A 17804-nucleotide genomic window follows, 5' to 3' on the forward strand; every position below is an offset into this window, starting at 1 on the left:
ATCCACCAAAAGCGGATGATCGCACCAAAATAATTGGCACTGACATTCATCGGCACACTGTTGAGTTCTCAAAGAACACGCACACACCATCACTCGCAAGTTTCTCAACTTGTTCGATCCGGGGTTTGTTGTCCCACCGGGTTCCTCATCGGCTCCCTGGGGGCGAACACCAACCTTACCAGAAGATTGTGTGTCGTGTAAACGTGCAGGCGCCTTCGTCCAACCTCGTTTTCCCAGTCCCTCAGGTCCGGGTCGGTGTCCGTGTCGCTCTGACTTGAACTAAGTTACGCGACGATGAACTGCCCTGCAAATCCCCTGGTCAGCGACCATCCGAGGGAAGAAACCCCAGGTGAACGGACGTTGCGGCTACCCCGCACACCGAGATCTTCAATCGTGACGCCGGACACATGCCGCGCTGCGCCTCATCCGCGCAGGAGAGTGGGCTCGCCGGCCCCGACACGCTCGATGTTTCCGCCCAGCTCCTGCATGATTTCCACGAACCTCGGGTAGCCACGATCGATGTGGTAGACGTCGTGCACTTCGGTCACCCCGTCCGCGCAGAGTCCCGCAAGCACCAGTCCGGCCCCTGCACGGATGTCCGACGCCCATACCGGAGCGCTCGACAGTTCCTCCACCCCGCGGATCACCGCGTGGTGTCCGTCCGTCCGCGCGTCGGCGCCCAGACGCACCATTTCCTCCACGAAGCGGAACCGCGCCTCGAAGACGTTCTCGGTGATCATCGACGTGCCGTCCGCCACCGCGGCGAGCCCGATGGCCATCGGCTGAAGATCGGTAGGGAAACCGGGGTACGGAAGTGTCGCGAAGTTGACCGCCCGCGGACGCTCCCTCTGGACAACGCGGAACCCGTCCACGAGCGGAACGACTTCGGCGCCGGCTCCCCGCAGCTTGTCGAGCACGAGCGCGAGGTGCTTGGGATTGACTCCGCGCACCGTCAGATCCCCGCGCGTCATCGCCGCCGCGATCCCCCACGTTGCCGCAACGATGCGGTCACCGATGCAGCGATGACTCGTCGGCGACAGGGCCGGAACGCCGGAGATTCGGAGCGTCGTGCTCCCTGCCCCGGTGATCCGGGCGCCCATCTGGACGAGCATGGTGCACAGGTCCACGATCTCGGGTTCACGCGCGGCGTTGTCGATGGTGGTGTCGCCCTTTGCGAGGACAGCAGCCATGAGGATGTTCTCCGTGGCACCGACGGACGGGAAGGCCAGCCGGATCGTCGCGCCGTGCAGTTCGTCCGCCTCGGCAACGACGCAGCCGTGCTCGATGGTGCTGTGCGCCCCCAACAGACGGAGACCGGACTGGTGCATGTCGAGCGGACGGGAGCCGATCGCGTCTCCACCCGGTAGGGCGACCACCGCGCGGCGGCACCTCGCGACCAAGGGCCCGAGAACACAGACGGAGGCGCGGAACTGCTTCACCGCGGCGAAGTCCGCGTGATAGGACGGCTGGGCCGGTGTCGTGATCCGTACCTCGTCACCGTCGAGTTCGACCTCGCAGCCGAGGCCCCGCAGGACCTCCGCCATCAAGGGCACGTCGAGGATGTCTGGACAGTTCGTAATCGTCGTGGTGCCCTCGGCGAGAAGCGCGGCAGCCATCAGCTTGAGCACGCTGTTCTTGGCACCACCGACGACGACATCACCAACGAGCCGGTTTCCCCCGGTGACAAGAAAGCGTTCACTCACAACGACACAGCCTAACGTCGTGTCTGTCTCTACAGCCGAACCGGTACCGTGGCGGCCATGGCAGTGCACCTCACCAGGATCTATACCCGTACCGGAGACGACGGTACGACGGGCCTCAGTGATTTTTCCCGGGTATCGAAGAACGACCCGCGATTGATCGCCTACGCCGATTGCGACGAGACGAACGCGGCGATCGGGGTGGCACTCGCACTCGGTTCTGTCCCGGAGCGGCTCGTTCCCGTGCTGCAGCAGATCCAGAACGATCTGTTCGACGCGGGCGCCGATCTGTCGACGCCGATCGCGGAGAACCCGAAATACCCGCCACTGCGTATCACCCAGCCGTACATCGACCGGCTCGAGGCGTGGTGCGACGAATTCAACGAAGAGCTGGGACCGCTCGATTCGTTCATTCTTCCGGGCGGAACCCCGGCGGCCGCGCTGCTGCACACCGCACGCACGGTGGCGCGCCGGGCAGAACGTTCGGCATGGGCCGCGGTGGACGCCGCACCCGAGACCACGACGGTCTTGCCGGCGAAGTACCTCAACCGCTTGTCGGATCTGTTGTTCATCCTCAGCAGGGTCACCAATCCGGAGGGTGACGTCCTGTGGAAGCCCGGAGCGGGCGCGTAGGTAGGTCGATCTAATAGGGACGGCGGCGCTGCGAGCGTCCCGACGGCCTGGACTCCACCCAGGACAGGAACGCCGTCTTCGCGCCGCTGTCCAGAGCGATCTCATAGGATCGGTCGCCGTCGACGATCTCGAGGATCACGATGTCCTCGGTCATGATGTCCGTCTCCGCTGTCGTGGGGTGCCGGCGCGAACGCACCTCGATGCCCTGGCGGGAAATCCGGGTATCCGGCCCGGGGCGCAGACTCGAGAGCTTGTAGAAGGCGAGCGTCTCCTCGCCGTAGCGGATGATCCCGTGGCGCCATCCGGCGCAGTCACTGCGCGGGAGAATCCTCACGATCGCGGCGGTGCCCCCTCCGCGAAGGGAAAAGGCACGATAAACGAGAGCCGCGACGGCAGCCGCAAGCAGCACCACAAGGATGATGAGAACAATCAATCCCAGTGACACTGCTTGTCGGCTCCGTCGCGGCTCTTCGTTGTGTATTCCGACGATCAGGCCCGTTCGACGGCCCGCAGGCGGCCCTTGGCCGCTGCGACTGCCGCCTCGTCCTGACTTTCGGTCAGGGTCGACTTCGCTGCCTCGACGTCGATGTGTTCGGCAAGAACGGCCGCTTCGGCGAGAACCGTCACGGTCGTGGCGGTCACCGAAAGGAATCCGCCGTCGACTGCCATGACGATACGCTCCCCGTCGACGGTCTTGACCGACACGACACCGCCCTCGACGAGCTGGCCGAGGACCGGCTCGTGTCCGGGCATGACGCCGATTTCGCCTTCGGTGGTCTGGGCGGTGACGAGAGTCGCCTCTCCCGACCAGACACGCTCCTCGACGGCAACGATGTCTACGCGCATCTCAGCCACGCCGGCCTACTTCCCGGAGATCTTCTTGGCCGCGGCCTCGACATCGTCGAGTCCACCGCAGCTGTTGAAGGCCTGCTCCGGAAGGTGGTCGAACTCGCCCTTGCAGACGCGGTCGAACGCCTCGATGGTGTCGCTGAGCGGCACGACCGAACCGGGCTGACCCGTGAACTTCTCGGCAACGATGAAGTTCTGGCCGAGGAACTTCTGAAGACGACGGGCACGGTTGACCGTGACCTTGTCCTCTTCGGAAAGCTCGTCCATACCGAGGATGGCGATGATGTCCTGCAGTTCCTTGTACTTCTGAAGGATCCGCTTGACCTCGTTGGCGACACGGAAGTGATCCGCGCCGACGATGCCGGGCTCGAGGATGCGCGAGGTCGACGTCAGCGGGTCCACAGCGGGGTAGATACCCATCTGCGAAATCGGACGCGAGAGCTCGGTGGTCGCATCGAGGTGCGCGAACGTGGTGGCCGGCGCCGGGTCGGTGTAGTCGTCGGCGGGGACGTAGATCGCCTGCAGCGAGGTGATCGAGCGACCACGCGTCGAGGTGATGCGCTCCTGGAGCTCACCCATCTCGTCGGCCAGCGTCGGCTGGTAACCCACGGCCGAAGGCATACGACCGAGAAGGGTCGACACCTCGGAACCGGCCTGGGTGAACCGGAAGATGTTGTCGATGAAGAGCAGCACGTCCTGGCCCTGCACATCGCGGAAGTACTCCGCCATGGTCAGTGCGGACAGGGCGACGCGCATACGCGTGCCCGGCGGCTCGTCCATCTGGCCGAAGACAAGGGCGGTGTCCTGGAGGACGCCCATCTCTTCCATCTCGAGGTGGAGGTCGGTGCCCTCACGGGTGCGCTCGCCGACGCCGGCGAACACCGACGTACCGGAGAACTCACGCGCGATACGGGTGATCATCTCCTGGATCAGAACGGTCTTGCCGACACCGGCGCCACCGAACAGACCGATCTTGCCGCCCTTGACGTACGGGGTCAGCAGGTCGATGACCTTGATGCCGGTCTCGAGGATTTCGGTCTTGCCCTCGAGCTGATCGAAGGCCGGGGGCTTGCGGTGGATGCCCCACTGCTCACCGTCGCGACCCGTTCCGGGTGCATCGAGGCAGTCGCCCAGGGCGTTGAAGACGTGGCCCTTGACGACATCGCCGACCGGCACGGAGATCGGGCGGCCGGTGTCGGTGACGGAGGTGCCGCGCACCAGACCGTCGGTGGGCTGCATCGAGATCGTGCGGACCAGGTTGTCGCCCAGGTGCTGCGCGACCTCGAGGGTCAGGGTCTTCGCCACGGACGGCAGAGTGACCTCTGCGTGCAGGGCGTTGAACAGTTCGGGTACGGCGCCACGCGGGAATTCCACGTCGACGACGGCGCCGATGACGCGGACGACGCGCCCGGCAAGGGCCGACGCCGCTCCGGCGTTTTTGTCGGTAACTGCTGCGGTCATTGTGGTTCAGTCACTTCCTGCACTCGAGGCGAGCGCACCGGCACCGCCGACGATCTCGCTGATTTCCTGGGTGATCTGGGCCTGGCGGGCCTGATTCGCCTGACGGCTGAGGGTGTTCACCAGATCCGTGGCATTGTCCGTCGCGGCCTTCATCGCCGTACGACGGGCAGCCGACTCGGAGGCCGCGGCCTCCAGCAGCGACGCGAAGATTCGCGTGCCGATGTACTTCGGCAGAAGCGCGGACAGAAGCGTCGACGCCTCGGGCTCGAAGTTGTAGTCGGCCGTGGGTCCCTCGGATTCACGATGACCGTCGCTCAGCATGTCCGAGCCCAGTTCGATCTCGTCCTCGGTGACACTCACCTCGAGCGGCGCCATGCGGCGCACCTCGGGGATCTGGGTCAGCATGGACACGAACCGGGTGTAGACGATGTGCAGCTCGTCGACGCCCTCGATGGTGCCTTCGCCGTTGGGGGCGGGCACCTCGGAACCGGATCCGGCCATGAACAGCTCGACCAGGTGCCGGCTCGCCTTCGCGGCATCCGTGTAACGGGGTTCCTGCGAGAAACCTGTCCAGGCACCCGCGACGGGGCGCTCACGGAAGGTGTAGAACGACAGGCCCTTACCGCCCAGCACGTACAGCACGGGCTCTTTGCCCTCGCTGACGAGCAGCTTCTGCAACTCCTCCGCCTCCTTCAAGACGTTGGAGTTGTAACCACCGGCCATACCGCGGTCGCTGGTCACGACCAGCACTGCGGCACGCTTCGGGTTCTCGCGCTCGTTGAGCAGGGGGTGATCCAGCGACGAGGACGCGCTGGCCAAATCCGAGAGGACCTGGGTGATCTTCTCGGCGTACGGCTTCGATGCCGCCACTCGGGCCTGGGCCTTCGTGATACGCGACGTCGCGATCAGTTCCTGCGCCTTGGTGATCTTCTTGGTCGAGTTGACCGACTTGATCCGCGAGCGCAGCTCACGCAAGTTCGCCATTCGTCGATCACACTCCCTTCACTGGACGCTGGGTCATGGCCGCCCCGCTCACTTGCGGACGGAGGTGCGCTTGACGGAGACCTGTTCCTGCGTGACCTCGTCGGCGTCGAGAGTCTCGCCCCCGTCGTTCACGACACGGCTGCCGTCGGAATCGAGGAAGCCCTCCTTGAACTTGGCGGTCGCGACGTTGAGGGCCTCGATCGACTCGTCGGTCAGAGCCTTGCCACCGGCGATCTGCTCGTAGACGCCCGAGGCATTGCGGTGCAGATCCTCGAGAAGTTCCCGCTCGAACCGGCGGACATCGCCGACCGGGACGGAGTCGTAAACGCCTTCACCTGCAAGGTAGATCGAGATGATCTGATCCTCGACAGCGATAGGCGAGTACTGATCCTGCTTGAGAAGCTCGACGAGTCGCTGTCCACGCTCGAGCTGCGCCTTGGACGCGGCATCGAGATCGGAAGCGAAGGTCGCGAACGCCTCGAGCTCGCGGTACTGAGCGAGTTCCAGACGCAGGGAACCGGAGACCTTCTTCATGCCCTTGGTCTGCGCGGCGCCACCGACTCGGGAAACCGAGATACCGACGTTGATCGCCGGCCGGACGCCCTTGTTGAAGAGGTCCGACTCGAGGAAGACCTGACCGTCGGTGATGGAGATGACGTTGGTCGGGATGTAGGCCGAGACGTCGTTCGCCTTGGTCTCGATGATCGGCAGAGCCGTCAGCGAGCCGCCACCGAGCGCGTCGGACAGCTTGGCCGAACGCTCCAGCAGACGCGAGTGCAGGTAGAAGACGTCACCGGGGTACGCCTCACGTCCCGGCGGGCGACGCAGCAGCAGCGAGATGGCACGGTATGCCTCGGCCTGCTTGGTCAGGTCGTCGAACACGATGAGGACGTGCTTGCCCTGGTACATCCAGTGCTGGCCGAGGGCCGAACCGGTGTACGGGGCGAGCCACTTGAAGCCGGCGGAGTCGGAGGCCGGAGCTGCGACGATGGTGGTGTACTCCATCGCGCCGTTCTCCTCGAGGGCCTGCTTGACGCCCGCGATGGTGGAGCCCTTCTGGCCGATCGCGACGTAGATGCAGCGCACCTGCTTCGACGCGTCGCCGGACTCCCAGTTGGCCTTCTGGTTCAGGATCGCGTCGATGCAGACCGCGGTCTTGCCGGTCTTGCGGTCGCCGATCACGAGCTGGCGCTGGCCACGCCCGATCGGGGTCATCGCGTCGATGGCCTTGATGCCCGTCTGGAGCGGCTCCTCGACCGGCTGGCGCTCCAGCACGGAAGCGGCCTGCAGCTCGAGCGCACGGGTCTCGTCGGCTTCGATGTCGCCGAGGCCGTCGATCGGCTGACCGAGCGGGTTCACGACGCGTCCGAGGAAGTTGTCGCTGACCGGGACGGACAGAACGTCGCCGGTCCGCTTGACTTCCTGGCCTTCCTGGATGGTCTGGTAGTCGCCCAGGATAACGGCACCGATTTCGGTGGCTTCGAGGTTCAGGGCCACGCCCAGAACGCCGCCGGGGAATTCCAGCAGCTCGTTGGACATCGCCGACGGGAGGCCGCTGATGTGCGCGATGCCGTCACTGGTGTCGACGACCACGCCGACCTCTTCGCGGGAGGCCTCCGGGGAGTAGCTCGCGGTGTAATTGTCAATCGCGCTACGGATCTCGTCGGAGGAGATCGTCAGCTCCGCCATGTTCTTCCTGCTCTCGGTATCAGGTCTTCGGAAAGATCTATGTGTGTGTTCGGAAGTGGACTACGTGAGGCTCTTGCGCACTGCCGCGAGTCGACCCGCAGCACTGCCGTCGATGACCTCGTCGCCCACCCGGACGACCAATCCACTGAGAAGCTCGGGATCGACCTCGACGTGCACCGTCACGGCCTTCCCGTAGATACGGCCCAGGGTAGCGGCGAGCCGCTCTTCCTGCGTCGCATCGAGGGGTGCCGCGCTCTGGACGTGCGCAACGGCACGATCGCGCTGGGTTGCGGCGAGCGCCGACAGTTCGTCGAGCGTCTCGGCCGGCGGCTTGCGGAGCCGACCGACGGCATGAACCGCCAAGGCTTCGGTGATCGCGGTCACCTTGCCGTAGAGCAGACGTGACAGCAGCTCCCGCTTGGCCGTAACCGTGGTGCTGCGGTCGGAAAGTGTCCGCTCGAGGTCCGGGTTACCGGCCACGATGCGTCCGAGGCGGAAAAGCTCGTCCTCGACGGTGTCGAGCTGGTTCTGGTCCGCTGCCGCCTTCAGCAACGCCTCACGACCGAGCTGGACGAGAGAGTTGGTCAGGTCGGACTGTGCCGACCAGTCCTGCCCCGCCGCGGCTTTGACAGTCGCGAGGGTCGAGGCCGAAACCTTCCCCCCGAAGACCTGCTCGGCCAGCGTCACCCGAACAGCGACCGGGGCCGAGGCGTCTGCCAGCGCGCTCCGGAGAGCACGGTGGCTGTCGAGCGCCTCGACCACCGAGAACAGTTCGGAACCGGCCTGAGCCGCAGCGGCAGTCGCGGCACCCGAGCCCAGGGCGGACTGCAACGCGGAACGCGTATGAGCGAGTGCCTCACGGCTTGCTGCGTACATGGTGCTCACTTTCCGGATGCAGAGTCAGCGCTGAGGGAGTCGAGTTCGTCGAGGAATCGATCGATCGAGCCGGCACGCTTCACATCGTCGGCGAGTGCCTCGCCGATGATCTTCTCGGCGAGATCCACCGAGCTACGTCCGAGATCGGTGCGCAGTTCGGCCACGATCTGCTGGCGCTGGGCCTGCAGCTGGTTGTGACCTGCAGCGACGATGCGGTCGCTCTCTTCCTGGGCCTGTGCCTTCATGTCGGCGATGATCTGCTGGCCCTGCGTACGGGCCTCTTCACGGATCTGCGCCGCCTCGGTACGGGCTTCGGCGAGCTGGGCACGATACTGCTCGAGCGCGGCCGCAGCCTCTGCCTGAGCTTCCTCTGCCTTCTTGATGCCGCCTTCGATCAGCTCCGAACGCTCGTCGAGAACCTTCTGGAACATCGGAAGTACGAACTTCCAGAAGACGATGCCGACGATGATCAGGGCGACGAGCGACCAAACGATGTCGTATGTCGCGGGCAGCAGGGGATTGGGTGTCTCCCCTTCCGCTGCCGCGAGAATCAGGATGCTGTCAGCCATGGTTGTCGTCGAATCAGAAGATGAAGCCGGCGACGATACCGATCAGCGCCAGTGCCTCGGTGAATGCGATACCGAGGAACATGGTGGTACGCAGCTGACCGGCCATCTCGGGCTGGCGAGCCATGCCCTCGATCGCCTTACCGACGACGATGCCGATGCCGATGCCGGGGCCGATCGCAGCGAGGCCGTAGCCGACCGCGCCGAGACCCTTCAAGGTGGTCTCCGACTGGGCGAGGACGTCTGCTGCCTGAAGCGCAACGCTCATTGGTGTTCCATTCCCTTTCTTGTGGCCCGGCCCCGGGGATCGGCGACCGAGTCAGTCTGTGTGTAGAGATGTAGGTCGTGCAGTTCGGGGAGCTAATGCTCTTCGGCGTGCAGCGCCAGATCGATGTACACCGCTGTGAGCAGCGCGAAAATGTAGGCCTGCAGGACGATCACCAGAAGCTCGAAGAAGGTGAACGCGACTCCGCCGATGAGCGAACCGATACCGAAGAACCTCATGATGCCGTCGGAGTCGAAGAAGAAGAACTGCGTGGCGCTGAAGAACAGCACCAGCATGATATGTCCGGCCAGCATGTTCGCCATGAGACGAATGGTGAGGGTGAACGGCCGCAGCAGGAATGTCGAGACGAACTCGATCGGGATCACCAGAAGGTGAAGAGCCGGCGGCAGGTTCGGAATGACGACGCTGCTCTTGACGTAACGGAAGAACCCGTACTTCTTGATGCCTACGTAGTTGAAGACGACGTAGGCGAGCGCAGCGAGGACGATCGGCATGCCGATTCGCGCATTCGACGAGATGTTGAGGAAGGGGATGATCGAGGTCAGGTTGAGCCCGACCACCAAGAAGAAGATGGTGACGATCACCGGCAGGAACCGGCGCCCCTGCTCTTTGCCGAGGATGTCCTCGGCAATGTGGATACGAACAAAGTCGAGCATGATCTCGGCGACGTTCTGCACGCCTCGCGGCACGATCTTCGGACTCCGCATGGCGAAGAAGAAGAAGACCGCGACGAGCAGTGCGACGACGACGCGGATAAGCATCAGTCGATCCATCTCGAAGGGGGTGCCCTCGAAGAGGATTGGCGGTGGGAAAAAATCAGCAAGTGACGGCGCGTGGAATTCTCCGGCTGCCAAGGTGGTGACGCTCAGCGCTCTCTCCCGTAGTCGGCCGCAGGCATTGCCGTCTGCGGTTCGATCGGACATTGACGATCCAACAAGTCGACCAGGTCGGCTCGCGTATTCGCCAGTGTTCCGAACCGCCGAAGCGGTCCCGCGTCCTGCCGGTGTCGGCGACTCTCGTCGACTCGGCGGTCATTGAACACGACCGCCTATGAAGTCACAACCGCGTGCTCGGCCGAGGCCCTCGCGTGCAGTGTCACCTTCGTGAAAACCACACTACCAACTGCTCTACGACAGTGCGTAGGTGGGTACCCTACCCGCGGGTAATTGACACACGTATCTACTACTGGTCGTCGTTTCCGGTGCCGCCCGACGGCTTCGGGTCGACGTAGAGCGCGCGCTGGGACACCACGCCGTACGTTTCCGCTCCGAGCACGATCACCAACGCCAGGACGATCGTCAGGACGAGCGCGTTCCGGTTGTAGAAGTCCAGCGGATCGAGCGTCGCCATCACCACGATGGCGAGGATGAGCTTGAGTAGCCACGTTCCTAGCAGTACCGCGCCCGCGGTCATCGCCGGGAGTTTCGCGGTCAGCAGCACGCCGAGCGCGGTGAACAGGATGAACCCGCCACCGACGGCCGCACCGATCAGCGCTCCCCACAGGCCGGGCGTTCCCGCGACGAGCACGGACACGATCGACGCCACGACGGCCAGCGCGAGCAGTCCGAGTGCGCCGTACCGGACGGCCGCGCGCATGGGTGCCGACGCGTCGGGCAGGGTGGGCAGGGAGCGTTCGGGTTCGGGAAGATCCGGGGAGGTCACAGTAATCGAGCCTAACGGACCCAGCGGAAGCGCTTCGGCGGTGCATCCCCGTCACCGTCGTGATGCCGCAGCGATGGGACGGCGGTCACCACGAGCGCGAACAACAGGCCGGCGGCCGTCATCAGCACGACCACCCTGCGGTCGAGCAGCGACGAGCCCACGGCTCCGAAGGCCAGGACGCCGACCCACAAGTAGAGGAGCAGCACCACACGCCGATGCGAGTGGCCGATCTGCAGCAGCCGGTGATGCAGGTGCATTTTGTCCGGGCTGAACGGGCTCACACCGGCGCGCGTGCGCCGGACGATCGCGAGGAGGAGGTCGAGAATCGGGATGAACATGACAGCGCCGATCAGGATGAGCGGCGACAGGAGACCGAGAAGGTCGCGGGAACCATAGGCACTGAGGGGAATTCGACCCGACGCGCTGGTCGAGATGGCCGCGAGCATCAGGCCGATCAACATCGACCCCGAGTCCCCCATGAAGATCTTCGCGGGCTGGAAATTGAACGGCAGGAACCCGAGGCACGCGCCCGCCAGCGCAGCCGCGATCAACGCCGGCGGATACGCCGAGACGTCACCGCCCTGATCGAGCAACAGTCCCACCGAGAACACACAGATCGCCACCGCGGCGATCAGTCCGAGACCGGCCGCGAGGCCGTCGAGGCCGTCGACGAAGTTCATCGCGTTGATCATCACGGCGGCCACCGCGACCGTGATGAGACCCCCTTGCAGCTGGTCCAGCACGAGCGTGGAACCGCTGAACGGGTCGTAGATCACGATCCAGCTCACGCCCATCACCACCAGCACCCCGGCAGCGGTCACCTGACCCACGAACTTGGTGAGGGCGTCGAGTCCCCACCGGTCGTCGATGATGCCCACGAGCACGATGATCGACGCCGCCACCAGCGCGGCGCCCATTTCGGTGGTGTACTCGAAACCTCTGGTCAACGCCGGTAGATGCTGCGCGAAGACGATGCCCGCAACGAGTCCGATGTACATCCCGACCCCGCCCAGACGCGGCGTCGGTGTGACGTGCACGTCACGATCGCGAGGGATCGCCACCGCACCGAACTTGATCGCGAGGATGCGGACCACCCCGGTGGCGAGAAAGGTCACCACCGCAGAGGTGAGAAGCACCAGAAGCAGTTCCCTGATGGGTACGCCCGCGCCACGTCCCGCCTGCGCGAGCAGTACGACCGCTGAGTCGGCTGAAGTCACGTGCTCCGTTCCCCCGCCCGCTACTCCCCGCCGGAGCGCAGGCGTTCGGGATCATCGCCGAGAACCTCGGCGACCTCCTCGGCCGACACCGCGCCTTCGCGCAGGATCCGGGGGCGGTCACCGGTGAGATCGACGATCGTCGACGCGACGCCGTGTTCGGCCGGCCCTCCGTCGAGATACACCCCGACGGATTCCCCGAGCTGTTCACGCGCCTGACCGGCGTCCGTGGCGGGCGGGCGACCGGAAATGTTGGCGCTCGACACCGCGAGCGGTCCGACCTCGCGCAGCAACTCGAGGATCACCGGGTGCAGCGGCATGCGCAGCATCACCGTCCCGCGGGTGTCGCCGAGATCCCACGCGAGCGACGGTGCCTGATGCACCACCAGGCTGAGGCCGCCGGGCCAGAACGCACGGATGAGTTCGCGGGCTTCGGGGCGCACATTGCTGACGAGGCCGTCGATCGTCGTCCACGATCCGACGAGGATGGGCACCGGCATGTCCCGTCCGCGTCCCTTCGCCCTCAGCAGCGCGGAGACCGCGGAACTGTCGAATGCGTCGGCTGCGAGGCCGTACACCGTGTCGGTGGGCACGACGACGAGGCGTCCTGCCTTGAGCGCGCCGCGCGCCGCGTTCAATCCGGCGGCGCGCGAATCTGGTTTGTTGCAGTCGTACACGGTGCTCACGTCCTCATCCTTCCACTAGCGCTCGAGTATTCCGACGCGGGGCTCGGCGCCCGGGCTAGCCGCTCGCCGAGGAACGGACTGCCGCACGACTCGCTTCGACGTCGGTCGGCACCCGGTGCGCGACCACGAATCGGGGCTTGCCCGCCAGGTCGTAATGCTCGACTACGTCACCGAAGACGCGGCGCTGCGCGAACAGCTCGGCGACGAGCATGCCGTTGGTGTCGTCGTGTTCCACCGCCGCCGCTCCCCCGATTCGCAACCAGCGCGCGATGTTCGAGATCATCGGTTTGATGACGGACAGCCCGTCCGGGCCGCCGAACAACGCAGAATGCGGGTCGTGCTCGGCGACTTCGGGTTCGAGGACGGTTCCCTCGGGGATGTACGGCGGGTTGGACACCACGATGTCGACAGCGCCCTCGAGCGCGGCGAGCAGGGTGCGGTCGGTCACGTCACCCTGGTGCAGCACGATCGGCGTGTCGCCGTCGTTCGCACGGGTCTCGGCGTTCTGCCGCGCCCAGGCGAGCGCCCGCGGTTCGAGTTCCACGGCGTGCACGACGGCATCCGGCCGGGCATGGGCGATTGCGAGCGCGAGCGCGCCCGATCCCGTACACAGATCGAGCACGACGGGATTGCGGCGTCCGTGGCGTTCGAGAAATGCCAGTGCCCAACCGAGGAGCAGTTCCGTCTCGGGCCGGGGTACGAACACGCCGGGCCCGACAGCGAGGTCGATCTCGCCCATCGGCGACGTGCCGAGGATGTATTGGAGGGGAATGCGCTTGGCGCGCTGGTCCACCATCGCGCGGTAGGCCTCGATCATGGCCGAATCGACGAGGGGCACGAGCCCGAGCCGGCCTCGCTCGATTCCGAGCAGGTGCGCGGCAAGCAGTTCGGCGTCGACACGCGGGCTCGCGACACCCGCTTCCTCGAGCACCGACGCTGCTTCGATGATGGCCAGGCGCAGGGGTTGACGACTCACGCAGTACAGCGTGCCATGCTCACGGCCGGTCCGATGCCACGAGGTCCCCCACGCATACCTCGCACAGGGGACTCGCCACCGACGCAGCGGGGCACGCGCTTATTCGGCGGCGAGCCGGGCCTGCCGGTCGGCGGCCGCGAGCGCGTCGAGAAGCGCATCCATGTCTCCGTCGAGCACAGCGTCGAGGTTGTGCGCCTTGTAGCCGATGCGGTGGTCGGTGATGCGGTTCTCGGGGTAGTTGTAGGTCCGGATGCGCTCGGAGCGGTCGACGGTGCGCACCTGGCTCGCACGACCCGCCGAGGCCTCTGCGTCCGCTGCTTCTTCGGCTGCGGCCTGCAGGCGCGCGGCGAGAACCTGCATCGCGCGGGCCTTGTTCTGCAACTGCGACCGCTCGTTCTGGCACGTGACGACGATCCCGGTCGGCAGGTGAGTGATCCGGACGGCGGAGTCGGTCGTATTGACGCCCTGTCCGCCCTTGCCGGACGAGCGGTACACGTCGATGCGCAGATCGCCCTCGTCGATCTGCACCTCTTCCACCTCGTCGGGTTCGGGATAGACGAAGACGCCGGCCGCGGAGGTGTGCACGCGGCCCTGCGATTCGGTGACCGGGACGCGCTGCACCCGGTGCACCCCACCCTCGAACTTGAGCCGTGACCATACGCCGTCCCGCACGTCGGTCTTCGACTTGATGGACAAGGTGACGTCCTTGTAGCCGCCGAGATCCGAATATGTCGCGCCGAGGACTTCCACACGCCAGCCGGAGTTCTCGGCGTTGCGGGTGTACATGCGCGCGAGATCGGCCGCGAACAGAGCGGACTCCTCGCCGCCCTCCCCGGACTTCACTTCCAACACCACGTCGTCCCCGTCGTGCGGATCGCGGGGCGCGAGGAGATCGGTGAGCGTGCGGTCGAGTTCGGCGACCTGCTCTTCGAGTTTGTTCACTTCGTCGGCGAAAGCGGAGTCGTCGGCGGCCAGTTCGCGAGCGGCTCCGAGGTCGTCGCGTGCGGCCGTCAACTTGGTGTACGTGGCCATGACCGGGGCGAGCTCGGCGAACCGCTTCCCTACCCTGCGCGCAATCGACGGATCGTTGTGCAGCGCCGGGTCGGACAATTGCTGTTCCAGACCCGCGTATTCGGCCAGGATGTCGTCGATGGCCGACGGCTTGGTCTGCCCCGCCATGGGTCGCTCCGCTCTGTGATGCTGTGTGCTTCGGTGCCGTGCGCCTGCTTCGGTGCTGCGGCGCTCGACGCGTGTGTATCGAGGGGTGCCCGGCCGCGCCGGTACACCGGTGGAACAAAAAAGCCGACGCCCGGCCTGTGACGAAGACAGAACCGGGCGTCGGCGTGACAGCTAGCTGTCGGCGTCGGCCTTCTTGGAAGGACGCTTGCCGTAGCGAGCCTCGAAGCGGGCGACGCGGCCGCCGGTGTCGAGGATCTTCTGCTTGCCGGTGTAGAACGGGTGGCACTTGGAGCAAACTTCGACGGTGATCCGTCCCGACTCCTTGGTGCTGTGCGTTTCGAACGTGTTGCCGCAACCGCAGACGACGGTTGTCGCCACGTAGTTGGGGTGGATTCCTGCCTTCATGGTGTCCCTTTCGTGGCCGCCGGGTCGCCTTCGCGGATCGAAGACGTGAACCGGAGCCGGACTGAGCCGTTCGATTATGCCAAACACCTGGCCCCGGGAAAAATTCCCGGGCCCCGATGTCAGTCTTCCAGAGCTCCCGGGGCGGTCTTCGCGACCGTCATCAGGAACTCGATGTTCGTCTTGGACTTCTTGAGCCGATCGATGAGCACATCGATCGCCTGGTGAGAATCCAGACCGGAGAGCACGCGGCGCAGCTTGTGCACGACCGCAAACTCGTCGGGGCTCATGAGGAGCTCGTCCTTACGAGTGCCCGACGGATTGACATCCACCGCCGGGAACACGCGACGCTCGGCGATCTTGCGATCGAGCTTGAGCTCGGCGTTACCCGTGCCCTTGAACTCCTCGAAGATCACAGTGTCGCCCGTGGAGCCGGTCTCCACCATCGCGGTGGCGATGATGGTGAGCGACCCACCGTTCTCGATGTTGCGTGCCGCACCCAGGAACCGCTTCGGCGGGTACAGCGCGGTCGAGTCGACACCACCCGACAGGATGCGTCCCGACGCGGGCGACGAGTTGTTGTACGCGCGGCCGAGGCGAGTGATCGAGTCGAGCAGCACGACGACGTCGCGTCCCATTTCCACGAGGCGCTTGGCGCGCTCGATCGCGAGTTCGGCCACGGACGTGTGGTCTGACGGCGGACGGTCGAAGGTCGAGGAGATGACCTCGCCCTTCACCGAGCGCTGCATGTCGGTGACCTCTTCGGGGCGCTCGTCGACGAGCACCACCATGAGGTAGCACTCGGGGTTGTTGACCGCGATCGCGTTCGCGATGTCCTGCAGGACCGTCGTCTTACCGGCCTTGGGCGGCGAGACGATGAGCGCGCGCTGTCCCTTGCCGATCGGCATGACCAGGTCGATCACACGAGTGGTCAGGATGTTCTGCTGCGTTTCGAGGCGCAGTCGCTCGTTCGGGTACAGCGGTGTGAGCTTGTTGAACTCGGGACGATGCTTGGCCGCCTCGACGTCCCCACCGTTGACCGTGTCCAGACGCACGAGCGGATTGAACTTCTGGCGCTGGCTGCCGGCCTGCTCACCCTCGCGGGGCACACGCACGGCACCGGTGATGGCGTCGCCGCGGCGCAGGCCGTTCTTCCGCACCATGTTCATCGACACGTAGACGTCGTTGGAGCCGGCCAAGTAGCCGGAGGTCCGGACGAACGCGTAGTTGTCGAGCACGTCGAGGATGCCCGCGACGGGCTGGAGCACGTCGTCCTCGCGGATCTCGGGCTCACGATCGGCACTGCCGCCGCCTTCGCCGCGCTCGCGTCCGCGACGGCGCTCGCGGAAGCGACGCCCACGACGGCCGCGGCCGCCTTCCTCGTCGTCGCCCGCCCGGTTGTCCTGACGCGGACCGTTGTTGCCGTCACCCTGGCTGCGATCACCCTGGTCACGATCGTTCCGGTCACGGTCCTGATGGCGGTCGTTCCGGTTGCGGTCGCCCTGGTTGCGATCGCCTTGGTTGCGATCGCCTTGGTTGCGATCACCCTGGTTGCGATCACCTTGGTTGCGATCGCCTTGGTTGCGATCACCTTGGTTGCGATCACCTTGGTTGCGATCACCCTGGTTGCGATCGCCCTGGTTGCGATCACCCTGATTGCGATCGCGCCGGTTACCACCGTCACCCTCGGAGCGGTCCTGCGACTTGTCACGAGAATGACCGTCGCCGCGCTCCTGAGAGTCGCGGTCGTGGCCTTCGGACGCCGGTGCGCCGGCATCGGTCTGACCCTGCTCGTTCTGATCCGCGCCGCGACGGCCGCGTCGGCCGCGTCCACGCCGCGGTCCGTCGGACTCGCCTTCGGAATCTGAACCGGTCTCGGCGTTGCGCTCCGGCTTCGTGTCGGTGGCGACAGTGCCGGTCTCGGCAGGCTTGTTGCCCGCAGGCTCGGTGCCGGCGACCGGAGTCACGGCAGCATCATCCTGCGCGGCGGCGCGGGCACGGCGAGCACGCGCGGGGCGAGCCGAGGCGTCGTCGGACGTCTCGGTCGCGGGCTGTGCTGCAGCGGGGGCGGGCTTGGCGCCTGCGCCCTGCCGCTCCTTGATCGCAGCGATGAGATCGCCCTTGCGCATACCCGAGGTTCCCTTGATACCGAGTTCCGCGGCGAGAGTCCGCAACTCGGCGAGCACCATGCCCGACAGGCCGGTTCCGCGCCGACCGGCGCGAACCGGAGACTGTGCGGAATCTCCGGCCGGACCTCCGGCAGACTCGGTGGTGTCGGGAGCGGATGTGGCGATCAGGTCCGTATCTGTCACGGAGATCCTTTCCTTCCCTCGTTGCTCTACGCAGAGCCGAGGGTTCGTTCCGCAGATCAGTTCCTTGCACTGAGCTGGGATTGCCGTACGAGTTCATGAATCGAACGGTCGGCACGTCCGCCACCACACCGATCCGGTGGGTGCGGCCTGGCCCTCCCCCTGAATCGGGAGCAGGTGAGGATAGACCCGGGATCGACGCCCCATGGAGCTGGAGTGAGTGTCCTGGAGAATCCGGCGACTTCGGACGCACGACGTGCGGACTTCCCACAGGATAGCGACGAACTGGACGCAGGGCAAGAATCGACGCGCGCACAGCAGCGCGCGGTGTG

The 17804-nt window shown here is 65.6% G+C and carries 18 protein-coding genes; 1 reads left to right on the forward strand and 17 read right to left on the reverse strand.

Annotation, left to right across the window (positions count from 1 at the left end; all coding sequences use genetic code 11):
• Positions 1-422: 422 nt before the first annotated feature.
• Entirely contained in the window at positions 423-1703 is a 1281-nt protein-coding gene (gene murA, locus ACFWU2_RS05860; RefSeq protein WP_378602399.1) for a UDP-N-acetylglucosamine 1-carboxyvinyltransferase, read from the reverse strand.
• A gap of 57 nt (positions 1704-1760) precedes the next feature.
• Here murA and ACFWU2_RS05865 point away from each other — a divergent pair, with 57 nt between their 5' ends.
• Entirely contained in the window at positions 1761-2333 is a 573-nt protein-coding gene (locus tag ACFWU2_RS05865) for a cob(I)yrinic acid a,c-diamide adenosyltransferase (RefSeq protein ID WP_378602402.1), read from the forward strand.
• Positions 2334-2343: 10 nt separating this feature from the next.
• Here the strand turns inward: ACFWU2_RS05865 and ACFWU2_RS05870 are convergent, their stop codons facing one another.
• The 16 genes from ACFWU2_RS05870 to rho form a co-directional block, all read right to left on the reverse strand.
• The gene (locus ACFWU2_RS05870) at positions 2344-2778 is read right to left on the reverse strand and encodes a DUF2550 domain-containing protein (RefSeq protein ID WP_378602405.1); all 435 of its coding nucleotides are present in this window, start codon (positions 2776-2778) and stop codon (positions 2344-2346) included.
• A gap of 44 nt (positions 2779-2822) precedes the next feature.
• Positions 2823-3188, reverse strand: a complete 366-nt coding sequence (locus ACFWU2_RS05875) for a F0F1 ATP synthase subunit epsilon (protein ID WP_378602408.1) — start codon at positions 3186-3188, stop codon at positions 2823-2825.
• Between the two features lie 6 nt (positions 3189-3194).
• Positions 3195-4643: a F0F1 ATP synthase subunit beta gene (gene atpD, locus ACFWU2_RS05880; RefSeq protein ID WP_072700323.1), complete on the reverse strand. Its 1449-nt coding sequence runs from the start codon at positions 4641-4643 to the stop codon at positions 3195-3197.
• 6 nt (positions 4644-4649) lie between these two features.
• Positions 4650-5627 carry a F0F1 ATP synthase subunit gamma gene (locus tag ACFWU2_RS05885; protein ID WP_378602411.1) on the reverse strand — a complete coding sequence of 326 codons (978 nt, stop codon included), beginning with the start codon at positions 5625-5627 and terminating at the stop codon, positions 4650-4652.
• 48 nt (positions 5628-5675) lie between these two features.
• Positions 5676-7316 (reverse strand): F0F1 ATP synthase subunit alpha, encoded by a 1641-nt coding sequence (gene atpA / locus ACFWU2_RS05890; protein ID WP_378602414.1) that lies wholly within the window; start codon positions 7314-7316, stop codon positions 5676-5678.
• Positions 7317-7376: 60 nt separating this feature from the next.
• Positions 7377-8192, reverse strand: coding sequence for a F0F1 ATP synthase subunit delta (locus ACFWU2_RS05895; protein ID WP_378602417.1), 816 nt, complete (start codon positions 8190-8192; stop codon positions 7377-7379).
• A gap of 5 nt (positions 8193-8197) precedes the next feature.
• Positions 8198-8761: a F0F1 ATP synthase subunit B gene (locus ACFWU2_RS05900; protein ID WP_072700318.1), complete on the reverse strand. Its 564-nt coding sequence runs from the start codon at positions 8759-8761 to the stop codon at positions 8198-8200.
• A 13-nt stretch (positions 8762-8774) separates the two neighbouring features.
• Positions 8775-9026 (reverse strand): ATP synthase F0 subunit C, encoded by a 252-nt coding sequence (locus tag ACFWU2_RS05905; RefSeq protein WP_378602420.1) that lies wholly within the window; start codon positions 9024-9026, stop codon positions 8775-8777.
• 92 nt (positions 9027-9118) lie between these two features.
• Positions 9119-9967 carry a F0F1 ATP synthase subunit A gene (atpB, locus tag ACFWU2_RS05910; protein ID WP_378602422.1) on the reverse strand — a complete coding sequence of 283 codons (849 nt, stop codon included), beginning with the start codon at positions 9965-9967 and terminating at the stop codon, positions 9119-9121.
• Positions 9968-10226: 259 nt separating this feature from the next.
• Entirely contained in the window at positions 10227-10706 is a 480-nt protein-coding gene (locus ACFWU2_RS05915) for a hypothetical protein (protein WP_378602425.1), read from the reverse strand.
• Positions 10707-10717: 11 nt separating this feature from the next.
• Positions 10718-11923, reverse strand: a complete 1206-nt coding sequence (locus ACFWU2_RS05920) for a glycosyltransferase family 4 protein (protein ID WP_378602428.1) — start codon at positions 11921-11923, stop codon at positions 10718-10720.
• Between the two features lie 20 nt (positions 11924-11943).
• Entirely contained in the window at positions 11944-12606 is a 663-nt protein-coding gene (locus tag ACFWU2_RS05925; RefSeq protein WP_378602431.1) for an L-threonylcarbamoyladenylate synthase, read from the reverse strand.
• A 55-nt stretch (positions 12607-12661) separates the two neighbouring features.
• On the reverse strand, positions 12662-13582 hold the full coding sequence (gene prmC, locus ACFWU2_RS05930) for a peptide chain release factor N(5)-glutamine methyltransferase (RefSeq protein ID WP_378602434.1): 921 nt from the start codon (positions 13580-13582) through the stop codon (positions 12662-12664).
• A gap of 99 nt (positions 13583-13681) precedes the next feature.
• The gene (prfA, locus tag ACFWU2_RS05935) at positions 13682-14761 is read right to left on the reverse strand and encodes a peptide chain release factor 1 (protein ID WP_169622498.1); all 1080 of its coding nucleotides are present in this window, start codon (positions 14759-14761) and stop codon (positions 13682-13684) included.
• Between the two features lie 171 nt (positions 14762-14932).
• On the reverse strand, positions 14933-15166 hold the full coding sequence (gene rpmE / locus ACFWU2_RS05940; RefSeq protein ID WP_169622497.1) for a 50S ribosomal protein L31: 234 nt from the start codon (positions 15164-15166) through the stop codon (positions 14933-14935).
• 119 nt (positions 15167-15285) lie between these two features.
• Positions 15286-17475 carry a transcription termination factor Rho gene (gene rho, locus ACFWU2_RS05945; RefSeq protein WP_378602437.1) on the reverse strand — a complete coding sequence of 730 codons (2190 nt, stop codon included), beginning with the start codon at positions 17473-17475 and terminating at the stop codon, positions 15286-15288.
• Positions 17476-17804: the final 329 nt, after the last annotated feature.

Source organism: Rhodococcus sp. NPDC058639, from assembly GCF_042717545.1.
Lineage (GTDB): Bacteria > Actinomycetota > Actinomycetes > Mycobacteriales > Mycobacteriaceae > Rhodococcus.